The following is a 14,426-nucleotide window of genomic DNA, read 5'->3' as shown; positions in this document are numbered from 1 at the left end:
AGGATTACCTGTGAGCAAGTCCCTGCAAGCCATTCGTGGCATGAACGACATCCTGCCCGAGCAGACGCCCCTGTGGCGCTATTTCGAGGGCACCGTGGCGCGTTTGCTGGATAACTACGGTTACCGGCAGATCCGCATGCCGATCGTCGAGTTCACCGAGCTGTTCAAGCGTTCCATCGGTGAAGTGACCGACATCGTCGAAAAAGAGATGTACACCTTCGAAGACCGCAACGGCGATTCGCTGACCTTGCGCCCCGAAGGCACGGCGGCGTGCGTGCGTGCGGTGCTCGAGCACGGCATTACCGGTGGTGGCCAGGTGCAGAAACTCTGGTACATCGGCCCGATGTTTCGCCACGAGCGTCCACAGAAAGGTCGTTATCGCCAGTTCCACCAGATAGGCCTGGAGGTATTCAACCTCGACGGTCCGGACATCGACGCCGAGCTGATCGTATTGACCTGGCGCCTGTGGGGCGAGCTGGGCATTCGTGATGCGGTCAAGCTCGAACTCAACAGCCTGGGCACCAGCGAGTCCCGTGGGCGCTACCGCGAAGCGCTGGTGGAGTTCCTGTCCGCTCACCTGGACAAGCTGGACGAAGACAGTCAGCGCCGCCTCAAGACCAATCCGCTGCGGGTGTTGGATACCAAGAACGCCGACACGCAAGCGATCCTGGTCGATGCGCCGAAAATGGCTGACTACCTCGACGACGAATCCCGTGCGCACTTCGAGGGGCTGAAGGCGCGTCTGGATGCCGTCGGTATTCCCTATGTCATCAACCCGAAGCTGGTCCGCGGCCTGGATTACTACAGCAAGACCGTCTTTGAATGGGTCACCGACAAGTTGGGCGCCCAGGGAACTGTGTGTGCCGGCGGCCGTTACGACGGGCTGGTGGAACAGATGGGCGGAAAGCCGACCTCGGGCGTGGGTTTTGCCATGGGCATCGAACGTCTGGTGTTGATGCTTGAGACGCTGGACAAGATCCCGCAGGAAATCGCCCGTCAGGTCGACGTTTACCTGTGCGCCTTCGGCGAAGCAGCCGAACTGGCGGCCCTGGCGCTGAGCGAGCGGGTCCGCGACCAGTTGCCCAACCTGCGCCTGCAGATCAACGCCGGCGGCGGCAGCTTCAAGAGCCAGTTCAAGAAGGCCGACAAGAGTGGTGCGCTGTATGCACTGATTCTCGGTGACGACGAATTGGCCCAGCAAGTGGTAGGTTTCAAACCCCTGCGTGGCCAGGGCGAACAACAAAGCATTGCCTGGGATGCGCTTGCCGCACACCTGGCCACCTGCGTCGTGCAGGGTTGAAGCTGTCAAACAGCCGATTTAGCGATTAAGGAGTATTGGGGTGTCGAGTACCGAAGATGAACAGCTGGCGGATTTGAAGGACTGGTGGACGCGCAACGGCAAGCCGCTGGTCACTGGCGGCCTGTTGGCGCTGGTCATCGTGTTCGGCTGGCAGGCCTGGCAGAAATACCAGAGCAACCAGGCGCAAGGCGCTTCGATGCTCTATCAGCAGTTGCTGGAAACCACCCTGACCCCGGACGGCAAGCCTGACGCTGCCCGCGTGGCGGAGTTGGCCGGCAAGCTCGACAACGAATTCGGCGGCACGGCCTACGCGCAATATGGCCGTCTGTTCGTGGCCAAGGTCGCGGTAGACACCGGCAAGCTGGACGACGCCGCCACCGAGCTGAAGGCCATTGTCGACAAGCCGGTCAACCCGACCCTGGGCGAAGTGGCGCGTCAGCGCCTGGCGCAGGTGCTGGCGGCGCAGAACAAGGCCGAAGAGGCGTTGAAGCTGCTCGACGGTGATGCCGACAAGGCGTTCCTGGCGACCCGCGAAGAACTCAAGGGCGACCTGCTGGTACAGCTTGGTCGTGCTGATGAGGCCCATGCGGCCTACCAAAAAGCCAAGGCTGCGCTGTCGGATGAAGCCGCGGTCGGTGGCCTGCAAATCAAGCTGGACGACCTGGCCAAAGGGGATGCGTGACGTGATCCGTTGGAAACATGCAGCATTGCTGGCTCTGGCCATTCTGGCCGCGGGTTGCAGCAGCAACAGCAAGAAAGAACTGCCACCGGCCGAACTGACCGACTTCAAAGAAGAAGTCGTGCTGCAGAAGCAATGGAGTCGCTCCATCGGTGACGGCCAGGGTGAAACCTACAACATGCTGGTGCCAGCCATCGATGGCGACACTATCTATGCCTCCGACGTCACTGGCGTGGTGATGGCGATGGATCGCACCAATGGCGACGTCAAGTGGGAGCAGGATCTTGAACTGCCCGTTTCCGGCGCCGTTGGCGTGGGTTACGGGCTGGTCATGATCGGCACGCTCAAGGGCGAAATCGTGGCCCTGGACGCCAGCAGCGGTGAAGAGAAATGGCGCGCTCGCGTGACCAGTGAAGTCCTCGCACCGCCGGCCACCAACGGTGACGTGGTCGTGGTACAGACCCAGGATGACAGCCTGATCGGTCTGGATGCCGCCACTGGCGAGCAGCGCTGGTTGTACGACAGCACCCCGGCGGTACTGACCCTGCGCGGCACCAGTGCGCCGATCGTCACCAACCGCCTCGCGGTGGCCGGGTTGTCGACCGGTAAAGTGGTGGCCCTGGATATTTCCAACGGCGTGCCGGTCTGGGAACAGCGCGTGGCCATCCCGCAGGGCCGTTCGGAACTGGAGCGCGTGGTCGACATCGACGGCGGCCTGCTGTTGTCTGGCAGTACGCTGTACGTTGCCAGCTACCAGGGACGCGTTGCGGCGCTGGACCTGGAAAGCGGTCGCCCGCTGTGGCAGCGCGATGCGTCCAGCTACGCCGGTGTCGCCGAGGGTTTGGGCAGCGTCTACGTGAGCCTGTCCTCGGGCACGGTTGAAGGCGTCGACGAGCGTTCCACCACCGCATTGTGGAGCAACGACTCCTTGGCCCGTCGTCAACTGTCGGCCCCGGAAGTGTTCTCCAGCTACGTTGCAGTCGGTGACCTGGAAGGTTACCTGCACCTGCTCAGCCAGGTGGACGGTCGTTTCGTCGGCCGTGAGCGCATCGACAGCGACGGCCTGCGTGCCCGTCCGCTGGTGGTGGGCAACATGATTTATGTGTATGGCAACAGCGGCAAACTGGAAGCCCTGACCATCAAGTAAGACTATGCTTGGGTTAATCCCAAGCGGCTTCATTTTTGTGGGCGCGAGCCTGCTCGCGAATGCGGTGGTCCAGTGGCTTGGATGTCGACTGATCCAACGCTTTCGCGACCAGGCTCGCTCCCACAGGATGGCCCCCGAGCACCAGCCGCTGCCTCGCAGCGGCTTTTGTATTTTCTGAAATAACGAAGTGGAGAGCCGCATGGTTCCCGTAATCGCCCTGGTGGGCCGACCGAACGTCGGCAAGTCCACCTTGTTCAACCGCCTGACCAGGACTCGCGACGCCATTGTCGGCGACTTGTCCGGTCTGACCCGTGATCGCCAATACGGTGAGGCCAAGTGGCAAGGGCGTACCTATATTCTGGTCGACACCGGTGGCATCTCCGGTGATGAACACGGCATGGACGAAAAAATGGCCGAGCAGTCGCTGCTCGCCATCGAAGAAGCGGATGTGGTGCTGTTCCTGGTAGACGCCAAGGCCGGTTTTACCGCCGCCGACCAGATGATCGCCGAGCATCTGCGCAAACGTAACAAGCGTTCCTACGTGGTGGCCAACAAGGTCGACAACATCGACCCGGACATGGCTCGCGCTGAATTCGCGCCGTTGGGCATGGGCCAGGCGATCCCGATTGCTGGCGCCCACGGTCGTGGCATCACCCAGATGCTGGAAATCGCCCTGGCTGATTTCCCCAAAGACGACGAAGACGAACCGGAAGACGGTGAAGAAGAAATCGTTGCCGAAGGTGAGGAAGCCAAGCGCATTCCTGGCCCTAGCGAAAAAGACGGGATCAAGATCGCCATCATCGGCCGCCCGAACGTCGGCAAGTCGACGTTGGTCAACCGCATGCTCGGCGAAGACCGGGTCATCGTGTACGACCAGCCCGGCACCACCCGCGACAGTATCTACATCCCGTTCGAGCGTAACGAAGAGAAGTACACGCTGATCGACACGGCCGGTGTGCGCAAGCGCGGCAAGATCCACGAAGAAGTCGAAAAGTTCTCCGTGGTCAAAACCCTGCAGGCGATCAAAGACGCCAACGTGGTGATCTTCGTGATGGACGCCCGCGAAGGCGTGGTCGATCACGACCTGAATCTGCTGGGCTTCGCCCTGGAAGCCGGCCGTGCGTTGGTCATCGCGATCAACAAGTGGGACGGCATGACGCCTAGCGAACGGGATTTCGTCAAGGTTGAACTGCAGCGTCGCCTGTTCTTCGTGGACTTTGCCGACATCCACTTCATCTCGGCCTTGCACGGCACGGGCGTGGGCAACCTCTACGCGTCGGTGCAGAACTCGTTCAAGTCGGCGGTCACCCGCTGGCCGACCAACCGTCTGACCCAGATCCTGGAAGACGCCGTCGGCGAGCACGCTCCACCGATGGTCAACAACCGCCGGATCAAGCTGCGTTACGCTCACCTGGGTGGCGCCAACCCGCCGATCATCGTGATTCACGGTAACCAGATCGAGAAGGTGCCCAAGTCGTACGTCCGGTATCTGGAAAACACTTATCGCCGCGTCCTGAAGCTGGTCGGCACGCCGATCCGCATCGAGTTCAAGGGCGGCGAGAACCCGTACGAAGGCAACAAGAACACGCTCACCGACCGTCAGGTCAACAAGAAGCGCCGCTTGATGTCGCACCATAAGAAGGCTGACAAGAAGCGTCGTGATAAACGCTGATCGATAGTCACCGCAGTTCCACTGTGGGAGCGAGCTTGCTCGCGATAGCGGCAGTACATCAACAGGGATGCATGCTGATCCACCGCCATCGCGAGCAAGCTCGCTCCCACAGGGTATGAGTTGTGTCAGCGTAAGAAGGGTGCCCTTGGTGGCACCCTTTTTCATGCCCGGCGATTGGGCTATCCTCGACCTCTCCCGCGCCGCACCAGAGCCGGGTGTAGACGCAGGGAACCCCCAATGATCACCAGCAAGTTGCCGAATGTCGGCATCACTATCTTCACCCAGATGTCCCAGCTCGCCGCGCAGACCGGCGCGCTCAATCTGTCCCAGGGGTTTCCCGATTTCGATGGTCCGCAGGCCCTGCGCGATGCAGTCGGCCGGCATGTCGCCCAAGGGCATAACCAATACTCGCCCATGACCGGTTTGCCGGCGCTGCGCCAGCAGATCGCGGCGAAGATCGCCCGCAGCTATGGCGTCACCGTCGATGCCGACCAGGAAGTGACCGTGACCCCCGGTGCGACCCAGGCGATTTTCTGCGCCATCGCGGCAGTGGTTCACAGCGGCGACGAAGTGATCGTGTTCGACCCTTGCTACGACAGCTATGAGCCCGCCGTCGAGTTGGCCGGTGGCCGTTGTGTGCATGTGCAATTGGGCCTGGATGATTTCGCCATCGATTTCCAGAAGCTCGCTGAAGCCCTGAGCCCGCGTACGCGCATGATCATTCTCAACACGCCGCACAATCCCAGTGGAGCGCTGATCAGCCGCGCCGAACTCGACCAGTTGGCGACGCTGATTCGCGACCGCGACATTTACCTGATCAGTGACGAGGTCTACGAACACCTGGTGTTCGACGGCGTCGCCCACGCCAGTGTCCTGGCCCATGAAGAACTGTACCAACGGGCCTTTGTGGTCAGTTCCTTCGGTAAGACCTACCACGTCACCGGCTGGAAAACCGGCTATGTGGTGGCGCCACCGGCCCTGACGGCGGAACTGCGCAAGGTGCATCAGTACGTCAGCTTCTGCGGCGTGACGCCGTTGCAGTACGCCCTGGCTGACTACATGGCCGATCACCCGGAGCACGTCGAAGAACTGCCGGACTTCTACCAGGCCAAGCGTGACCTGTTCTGCGATTTGCTGGCCCCCTCGCGCTTCAGTTTCAAGCGAGTACCCGGCACCTATTTCCAGCTGGTGGATTACTCGCAGATCCGCCCGGACCTCCATGACGTCGACATGGCAGTCTGGATGACCCGTGAGCACGGCGTGGCGACGATCCCTGTCTCGGTGTTCTACCAGAACCCACCCGAAGGCCAGCGCCTGGTGCGCCTGTGCTTTGCCAAACGCGAGGAGACGCTGCGCGAAGCGGCGGAAAAACTATGCGTGATCTGAGTACCTTGCCCAATCTCAATGTTGCGCTGATCCAGACCACCCTGGCCTGGCACGATCGCCAGGCCAATCTGGAACATTTCGAGGGCTTGCTTGCGCAGGCGCGCGGGGCGGACCTGATTATCCTGCCGGAAATGTTCACCACGGGTTTTTCCATGGAGTCCGAGACCCTGGCTGAGCCGGAAAACGGTCCTTCGCACAAGTGGCTCCAGGCTCAGGCTGCGAAGCTCGGAGCGGTGATCACCGGCAGTGTGATTATCCAGGCCGCCGACGGCAGCCATCGCAATCGTCTGCTCTGGGCACGACCGGACGGCGAAGTGCTGCATTACGACAAGCGTCATCTGTTCCGCATGGCCGGTGAGCATAATCACTACACGCCGGGCGAGCGCCAGGTGCTGTTCGAACTCAACGGCTGGCGGATCCGCCCGCTGATTTGCTATGACCTGCGTTTCCCGGTGTGGAGCCGCGACGCCGAGGACACCGACCTGTTGCTGTACACCGCCAACTGGCCCGGCGCGCGGCGCCAGCACTGGAACCGCTTGCTGCCGGCCCGAGCAATCGAGAACCTGTGCTACGTGGCCGCGGTAAACCGCATCGGTCACGACGGCAAGGGCTTTGCCTATACCGGTGACAGTCAGGTGCTGGACTTCCAGGGCGAAACCCTGCTCAGCACCGGTGAGGCCGACGGGGTATTCACTGTGTGTCTGAGTGCGGCGGAGCTGGCGGCTTACCGCGCACGCTTTCCGGCGAACCTGGATGCCGATCGTTTTGAATTCATCTGATTGAAACGTTTCAGCCCTTCAGAAGCGCTGGTGTTTGCCGATAACCGGGGCAGCCAAGGAGAAGTCCCTTATGACCAGCATCAGCGCAATCACGGTAAATCCATACCCTCTCTCTGCACCCAAGGTTTCCATCAAGGGTGCGGAAGACGAAGCAGCAGTCAGCCCTGCGGTATCGACTGACGCCAGCGAAGACAAAGACCGCCAGTTGAAAGTTGACACCAGTGGCGCGAACATCGGCGGTGCTCCAGCCAGCGGCAGCGGCGATGTCATCGAGCAGCTGAAAAAACAGATAGAGCAAACTGAAAAGCTGCTGGCCGAGCAGCAAGCCCAGTTGGCTCGCGTGCAGAAAAGCCAGGCCAACCAGGAGCAGAAAGCCCAGGAAGCCATGGCGATCCAGACTCAGATCATGGCGACCCAGGCCACATTGCAGACCTTGCAGGCCGCTTTGCTGCAGGCGATGACTATTTCGATTGATACCCATGCCTGAGACTTGTATTGCCTGACAGGCCGCCATCGCGAGCAAGCTCGCTCCCACACTGATCTTCAGCGGGTTCAAAATCCTGTGCCCACCTCAGATTCCCTGTGGGAGCGAGCCTGCTCGCGATGAGGCCGGAACAGTCACCCAAGTCATCAGCCAAACAAAAAGGCCCCAGGGTTCACACCCCAGGGCCTTTTTGCATTTCAGCTAAACCATCAGGCCGCTTTGGCTTCCGGCTGGCTCAGGGAGCGGTTCAGCGCGCTGAACAGGGCCTTGAAGCTGGCGGTGGTGATGTTCTCATCGATACCCACGCCGTGCACCGCACGCTCACCGTTGACCCGCAGCTCGATGTACGCCGCAGCCTTGGCGTTGGTGCCGGCGCCGATGGCGTGTTCGTTGTAGTCCATGATCTCCACCGGAATCGGCAGCCCGGCCACCAGCGCTTCCAGCGCGCCGTTGCCCTTGCCGCGCCAGTGCAGGTTGGTTTCGCCCTGGCCCTTGCTGGCCACTTCGACTTCCACGGCGCTGTTGCCGTTTTCTTCCTGCAGACGATGGCTGACCAGCGCGTACGGGGTGTTGGCTTGCAGGTATTCGCTGTGGAGCAGGGCATGGATCTGCTGGGCGGTCATTTCCAGGCCCAGGCGATCGGTTTCGCGCTGAACCACCTGACTGAACTCGATCTGCATGCGACGCGGCAGGCTGATGCCGTATTCCTGCTCCAGCAGGTAGGCGATACCGCCCTTGCCCGACTGGCTGTTGACCCGGATCACCGCCTCGTAGCTGCGGCCGATGTCGGCCGGGTCGATCGGCAGGTACGGCACTTCCCACAGGGTGTCCGGTTTCTGCTGGGCAAAACCTTTGCGAATGGCATCCTGGTGCGAGCCGGAGAACGCGGTGTGAACAAGGTCGCCCACGTACGGATGACGCGGGTGCACCGGGATCTGGTTGCACTCTTCGACCACTTTGCGCACGCCGTCGATGTCGGAGAAATCCAGCTCAGGGTTGATGCCCTGGGTGTAGAGGTTCAGCGCGACGGTCACCAGGTCGACATTACCGGTGCGTTCGCCGTTGCCGAACAGGCAGCCTTCGACACGGTCGGCGCCGGCCATCAGGCCCAGTTCGGTGGCGGCTACGCCGGTGCCACGGTCGTTATGGGTGTGCAGGCTGATGAGCACGCTGTCGCGACGGGTGATGTTGCGACCGAACCACTCGATCTGGTCGGCGTAGACGTTCGGAGTCGCGACTTCCACGGTGGCCGGCAGGTTGAGGATGACCTTGCGCTCAGGCGTCGGGTTCCAGACCTCGATCACTGCGTCGCAGACTTCCTTGGCGAATTCCAGCTCGGTGGCGCTGAAGGTTTCTGGCGAGTATTCGAACTGCCACTGGGTTTCTGGCTGCTGGGCGGCGTATTTGACGAACAGCTTGGCTGCATTCACCGCGATTTCCTTCACGCCTTCCTTGTCCTGGTTGAACACGATGCGGCGGAACGAAGGGCTGGTGGCGTTGTACAGGTGGACGATGGCTTTTTTCGCGCCGCGCAGGGATTCGAACGTGCGGGCGATCAGGTCTTCACGGGCCTGGGTCAGCACCTGGATGGTGGTGTCGTCCGGGATGTGGCCTTCTTCGATGAGGGTACGCACGAAGTCGAAGTCGGTCTGCGAAGCCGCCGGGAACGACGCTTCGATTTCCTTCACGCCCACAGCGACCAGGGTTTTCCAGAAACGCAGCTTCTTGGCGGCGTCCATCGGCTCGATCAGCGACTGATTGCCGTCACGCAGGTCGGAGCTGCACCAGATCGGCGCGGCGGTGATGGTCTTCGACGGCCAGGTGCGATCCGGCAGGTTGATGGTCGGGAAGGCGCGGTACTTGGAAGACGGGTCTTTGAGCATGCTCATCGCAGAATCCTTTTATTGTCGTGGCCGGGAAAAGGCGGCCTGCCGGTGGTTCGAACGGGGTGGCTTTACAGCCGGAACGAGGTGCCGCGATTCAGCCCGGCAGTCGTGCGCTGACGAGGCACAGGCTGCGGTGCTGGCGAAGCTGAATGAGGGTGTGAGAGGTTTTCATGCCTTCAACCCTAACCGCGCGGAGGGCGGATCGCAAGCAGTCGGGAAAAATTGAGATAAGTTCTGTTTTTAGGCGGGTTTGCGAGATTTAATCGCGCAGGTTCGAAGTGTTCATCTTGGAAATTGCGTCGATGTTTTGAGCTTGGCAATTCGCTGGATGGTGGTGATGTGGCTGCCGTCATCGCGAGCAGGCTCGCTCCCACAGGGATTTTCTGTGGGTCACAAATGTTGTGTTCACAAGAGATCCAAATGTGGGAACGAGCCTGCTCGCGGTCAGGCCGGCAGCTTCACCGCAAAAACTCAGGGCTGGAATGCCCCGATAAAAATCGCCGGATCCACCCGCGCATCGTTCAGGCTGATATTCCAGTGCATGTGCGGGCCAGTTGCCCGGCCCGTGGAGCCGACTTTGCCGACGACCGTGCCGCGCTTGAGCTGCTGGCCGACCTTCACGTCGATCTTCGACATGTGGCAGAACATGCTGATGAAACCCTGGCCGTGATCGACAAACACGGTGTTGCCATTGAAGAAGTAATTGCCGGTGAGGATCACCTTGCCAGCGGCCGGAGTCTTGATGGGTGTGCCGGCGGGCACGGCGAAGTCCAGGCCGGCGTGGGGGTTGCGTTCTTCGCCGTTGAAGAAGCGCCGCACGCCGAACTTGCTCGACATCGGACCATTGACCGGCTTGTCCAGCAGCAGGTTGCTGGGGATGTTCGGGCTGAAGCTGCGATAGGCCTTCAGTTGCACGGCCAGTTCGGCGTTGATGCGTTTGAGGTCCGCCGGGTTCGGATTGACCTGACGCTTGTTCTTCAGGGTGATGTGTTGCTCGGGGTACTTTTTATAGCCGACCACGAACGGCTGGGTGCTGCCGCCACTGCTGATCTGCTGGGTGCCGGGCTTGACCGTCAGCGGGATGCCGACAATCGCCAGCCAGTTATCCTTTTCCTTGACCACCAGCACCGGTTTGCCCTGGTAACTGGCTTTTGGCGCCTGGGCCGCGCTGCCCAGGTCCACCACGGCCACGCCGCCGGGCACCGGTTTGTTCAGCAGACGGGTGATGTAACTGTCGGCGTTGGCGTTGAAGGTCAGGCACAGCAAGAGCAATGGGGCGAGATATCGCGGCATGAATCAATCCAATAGAGAAAGGGTGACCGGCGTCAGGTGATTGTCTTCGACCCGCACCAGCAGTTCGCCTTCACCGAGCCGCGCGGTCAGGCGCTGGCCGGTTTGGGTCTGCGCGGCGTTGCGGATCGCCTGGCCGCGTTCGTCGAGCAAAATACTGTAGCCGCGGCCGAGGGTCGCCAGGGGGCTGACGATGTGCAGCGTCTGCATCTGGTTTTGCAGTTGCAGGCGTCGCGCCTTCAGGCCCTCGCGCATGGCCCGGGGCAAGCGCGCGGCGAGGCTGTCCAGGCGTTGGCGCAGCAGTGCCAGTTGCCGTCCCGGATGTTGCCCGGCCAGGCGGGTTTCCAGGCGGATCAGGCGTTCGCGGCGGGTATTGAGGCTGCGCTCGAAGGCCCGGCGCATGCGCATGTCCAGGTCGTCGAGGCGCTGGGCTTGCTGGCGCAGGCGCTCACCGGGGTGGCGCAGGCGTCGGGTCAGGCCTTCAAGGCGCAGTTGATCGCGCATCAGGCGGTCGCGCATGCGCATCACAAGCCGCCGGTGCAGACTTTCGACCCGGCGCACCAGGTCGCCGGCATCGGGGGCCAGCAGTTCGGCAGCGGCGGACGGGGTCGGGGCGCGCACGTCAGCGACGAAATCGCTGATGGACACGTCGGTTTCATGGCCGACGGCGCTGACGATCGGCGTGACGCAGGCGTCCACCGCCCGGGCCACGGCTTCTTCGTTGAAGCACCACAAGTCTTCCAGCGAGCCGCCGCCTCGGGCCAGGATCAGCGCATCGAACCCCCGGGCATCCGCCAGTTTCAGCGCGCGGACGATTTGCGCGGTGGCTTCGCGGCCCTGTACGGCGGTGGGGATCAGCGTCAGGGAAATCTGCGGCGCACGGCGGCGGAACACGCTGATGATGTCGCGGATCACCGCGCCGGTGGGCGAACTGATGATGCCGATGCGTTGCGGATGGGCCGGCAGCGGCACCTTGCGCTCGGCGCTGAACAGGCCTTCGGCGCTGAGCTTTTCCTTGAGCGCATCGAAGGCCAGGCGCAGGGCGCCATCGCCGGCCGGTTCCACGGTGTCGAGAATCAGCTGATAGTCGCCGCGGCCCTCGAACAGTGAGACCTTGCCGCGTACTTTCACCGCCAGTCCGTCTTTGAGGGCTTGACGCACCCGCGCGGCATTTTGCCGGAACAGTGCGCAACGCACCTGGGCGCCGCTGTCCTTGAGGGTGAAATACACATGGCCGGAGGCGGGGCGGGCAAGGTTGGAAATTTCGCCCTCGACCCAGATGTTGCTGAACACGTCTTCAAGCAGCACCCGCGCACGGCCGTTGAGCTGGCTGACAGTCAGGACCTCGCGGTCCAGGCCCAGTCGGGCAAAGGGATCTTTAATCATGGGCAGCATGATAAGGGCATTCGCTGCTCAATCTCCATGTTCACCGAAAAACCTTCCGGGAATTGGCGCGGTACAATGCACCATTGCCCATAGGTTCAAGGTGGGCGCGGGCTTGCTCGTCGCCACCCGTAGATTCGCCGCAGGATGTCCCATGAATTCGCAAAGCATCATCGTCCCGAAAATTTCCTCCTTGCCGGTCCACGAGCCTCGGGCCCGGGCGGTTGTGCGCTGGCTGGTGCGCAAGAATATCGTCGAAGAACAACTGACCACCTGCGGGCGTACCGGCAATCGCATGGCCCACGCCATCGCCCCCGGCGCCCGCGAGGTGGTCATGCACCCTGAGGCCTTGCCGTTTGGCGAACCGGTCAATGGCCTGGAAATCATCACCAAGCGCTGCATCTATACCCCGGCCAAAGGATTTCTCGAGGAAGCGGGCTGCGCCGAATGCCGCAAGGAAATCGGCGAGGCGCTGTTCGAAAGCCTGGAAGACTGGATGCCGGCCCGCACCGACAACTTCACCTGCCCGGAGTGTGGGCATGAAGATGACATCAACGGGTTTCTGTTCCTGCAACCGTGTGGCTTTTCCAATTTGGGGTTTATCTTCAACAACTGGCTGGAGGCGGGGTTCAAGCAGGACTTTATCGACGAGTTCGCCGACTGGCTGGATCAGCCGGTGAGTTGGGTGAAGGTGGAGTTGTAAGAGAGCGATTCCCCCCCTGTGGGAGCGAGCCTGCTCGCGATTGGCGTCGGGTCAGTTGGCACGGTGTTGACCGATACACCGCTATCGCGAGCAGGCTCGCTCCCACAAGGGAATGTGTAGCAATCGGGCAGTGTTTAGCCCCTTCAATCACCCCGGCAATAATAGACAGAGTTTTACATTGAGCCAGAGGGGGTGCATGTATATAATGGCGCGCTTCCATTTTCCCGCTCGGGAGCCCCCGCGATGCTGCGTATCAGCCAAGAAGCTCTGACCTTCGACGACATTCTCCTAGTGCCCGGTTATTCCGAGGTACTGCCTAACGAAGTCAGTCTCAAAACCCGTCTTACCCGTGGCATCGAACTGAATATCCCGTTGGTTTCCGCCGCCATGGACACCGTGACCGAAGCCCGTCTGGCCATTGCCATGGCCCAGGAAGGCGGTATCGGTATCATCCACAAGAACATGACCATCGAACAGCAGGCCGCCGAAGTGCGCAAGGTCAAGCGGTTCGAGGCTGGCGTGGTCAAGGACCCGATCACCATCGAGGCTGACGCCACGGTTCGTGATCTGTTCGAACTGACCCGCATGCACAACATCTCCGGCGTTCCGGTGCTGCACGATGGCGACCTGGTCGGCATCGTCACCTCCCGCGACGTGCGTTTCGAGAACCGCCTGGACGCCACCGTCCGTCAGGTGATGACGCCTAAAGAGCGTCTGGTTACGGTCAAGGAAGGCATCGGCAAGGACGAAGTTCGCGAGTTGCTGCACAAGCACCGCATCGAGCGCGTGCTGATCGTCGACGATAAGTTCGCCCTCAAGGGCATGATGACCGTCAATGACATCGAAAAAGCCAAGGCTTATCCGCTGGCCAGCAAGGACGACCAGGGTCGTCTGCGCGTAGGCGCTGCGGTCGGCACCGGCAAGGACACTGGCGACCGCGTCGCGGCCCTGGTCAATGCCGGCGTCGACGTGGTGGTGGTCGACACCGCCCACGGTCACTCCAAAGGCGTGATCGACCGCGTTCGCTGGGTCAAGCAGAACTTCCCTGAAGTGCAGGTGATCGGCGGCAACATCGCCACCGGCGCTGCCGCCAAGGCCCTGGCCGAAGCTGGCGCCGATGCGGTCAAGGTCGGTATCGGCCCAGGCTCGATCTGCACCACCCGCATCGTTGCCGGTGTCGGCGTGCCGCAAATCAGCGCCATCGCCAACGTCGCCGCAGCCCTTGAAGGCACTGGCGTACCGTTGATCGCCGACGGCGGCATCCGCTTCTCAGGTGACCTGTCCAAGGCCATCGTCGCCGGGGCCTCCTGCGTGATGATGGGTTCGATGTTTGCCGGTACTGAAGAAGCGCCAGGCGAGATCGAACTGTTCCAGGGCCGCAGCTACAAGGCTTACCGCGGCATGGGCTCGCTGGGTGCCATGTCCCAGGCCCAGGGCTCCTCCGACCGTTACTTCCAGGACTCCTCCGCGGGCGCCGAGAAGCTGGTGCCCGAAGGCATCGAAGGTCGTGTGCCGTACAAAGGCACCCTGAGCGCCATCATCCATCAACTGATGGGCGGCCTGCGTTCTTCCATGGGCTACACCGGCAGCGCCAACATCGAAGAGATGCGCACCAAGCCGGAGTTCGTGCGCATCACCGGCGCCGGCATGGCCGAGTCCCATGTCCACGACGTACAGATCACCAAGGAAGCGCCGAACTACCGCGTAGGTTAAGGCC

At 61.8% G+C, this 14,426-nt stretch carries 12 protein-coding genes; 9 read left to right on the top strand and 3 right to left on the bottom strand.

Annotated elements, in window-relative coordinates; genetic code table 11:
* The first annotated feature begins 10 nt into the window (after nucleotides 1-10).
* The 7 genes from hisS to BW979_RS25470 all read left to right on the top strand — a co-directional run bounded on the left by hisS (nucleotide 11) and on the right by BW979_RS25470 (nucleotide 7,450).
* On the top strand, nucleotides 11-1,300 hold the full coding sequence (gene hisS, locus BW979_RS25500; protein WP_047227478.1) for a histidine--tRNA ligase: 1,290 nt from the start codon (nucleotides 11-13) through the stop codon (nucleotides 1,298-1,300).
* 40 nt (nucleotides 1,301-1,340) lie between these two features.
* Nucleotides 1,341-1,982: a YfgM family protein gene (locus BW979_RS25495; protein WP_076386234.1), complete on the top strand. Its 642-nt coding sequence runs from the start codon at nucleotides 1,341-1,343 to the stop codon at nucleotides 1,980-1,982.
* A complete protein-coding gene (bamB, locus tag BW979_RS25490; protein WP_047227480.1) occupies nucleotides 1,975-3,126 on the top strand; it encodes an outer membrane protein assembly factor BamB in 1,152 nt (383 codons plus the stop codon). Before BW979_RS25495 ends, bamB begins: the two co-directional genes overlap by 8 nt.
* 199 nt (nucleotides 3,127-3,325) lie before the next feature.
* Nucleotides 3,326-4,798, top strand: coding sequence for a ribosome biogenesis GTPase Der (der, locus tag BW979_RS25485; protein ID WP_076386232.1), 1,473 nt, complete (start codon nucleotides 3,326-3,328; stop codon nucleotides 4,796-4,798).
* Nucleotides 4,799-5,035: 237 nt separating this feature from the next.
* Nucleotides 5,036-6,184 carry a pyridoxal phosphate-dependent aminotransferase gene (locus BW979_RS25480; protein ID WP_076386231.1) on the top strand — a complete coding sequence of 383 codons (1,149 nt, stop codon included), beginning with the start codon at nucleotides 5,036-5,038 and terminating at the stop codon, nucleotides 6,182-6,184.
* Nucleotides 6,172-6,963: an amidohydrolase gene (locus BW979_RS25475; RefSeq protein WP_076386229.1), complete on the top strand. Its 792-nt coding sequence runs from the start codon at nucleotides 6,172-6,174 to the stop codon at nucleotides 6,961-6,963. Before BW979_RS25480 ends, BW979_RS25475 begins: the two co-directional genes overlap by 13 nt.
* Before the next feature lie 70 nt (nucleotides 6,964-7,033).
* A complete protein-coding gene (locus BW979_RS25470) occupies nucleotides 7,034-7,450 on the top strand; it encodes a hypothetical protein (RefSeq protein ID WP_047227483.1) in 417 nt (138 codons plus the stop codon).
* A 206-nt stretch (nucleotides 7,451-7,656) separates the two neighbouring features.
* Here the strand turns inward: BW979_RS25470 and leuA are convergent, their stop codons facing one another.
* The 3 genes from leuA to xseA all read right to left on the bottom strand — a co-directional run bounded on the left by leuA (nucleotide 7,657) and on the right by xseA (nucleotide 12,009).
* A complete protein-coding gene (leuA, locus tag BW979_RS25465; RefSeq protein WP_047227484.1) occupies nucleotides 7,657-9,336 on the bottom strand; it encodes a 2-isopropylmalate synthase in 1,680 nt (559 codons plus the stop codon).
* A gap of 468 nt (nucleotides 9,337-9,804) precedes the next feature.
* Complete coding sequence (locus BW979_RS25455; RefSeq protein ID WP_047227485.1) at nucleotides 9,805-10,626, bottom strand: peptidoglycan DD-metalloendopeptidase family protein; 822 nt, start codon at nucleotides 10,624-10,626, stop codon at nucleotides 9,805-9,807.
* Nucleotides 10,627-10,629: 3 nt separating this feature from the next.
* The gene (gene xseA / locus BW979_RS25450; RefSeq protein ID WP_076386739.1) at nucleotides 10,630-12,009 is read right to left on the bottom strand and encodes an exodeoxyribonuclease VII large subunit; all 1,380 of its coding nucleotides are present in this window, start codon (nucleotides 12,007-12,009) and stop codon (nucleotides 10,630-10,632) included.
* A 151-nt stretch (nucleotides 12,010-12,160) separates the two neighbouring features.
* Here xseA and BW979_RS25445 point away from each other — a divergent pair, with 151 nt between their 5' ends.
* Together BW979_RS25445 and guaB are read left to right on the top strand one after the other, a co-directional pair.
* Complete coding sequence (locus BW979_RS25445; protein ID WP_047227486.1) at nucleotides 12,161-12,709, top strand: hypothetical protein; 549 nt, start codon at nucleotides 12,161-12,163, stop codon at nucleotides 12,707-12,709.
* Nucleotides 12,710-12,952: 243 nt separating this feature from the next.
* On the top strand, nucleotides 12,953-14,422 hold the full coding sequence (gene guaB / locus BW979_RS25440) for an IMP dehydrogenase (RefSeq protein WP_047227487.1): 1,470 nt from the start codon (nucleotides 12,953-12,955) through the stop codon (nucleotides 14,420-14,422).
* The last annotated feature ends 4 nt before the right edge of the window (nucleotides 14,423-14,426 follow it).

The sequence above is a fragment of the Pseudomonas sp. A214 genome (genome assembly GCF_900156295.1).
GTDB classification, from domain to species: Bacteria; Pseudomonadota; Gammaproteobacteria; order Pseudomonadales; family Pseudomonadaceae; genus Aquipseudomonas; species Aquipseudomonas rhizophila.
This window is presented reverse-complemented; position numbering and strand designations above follow the sequence as displayed.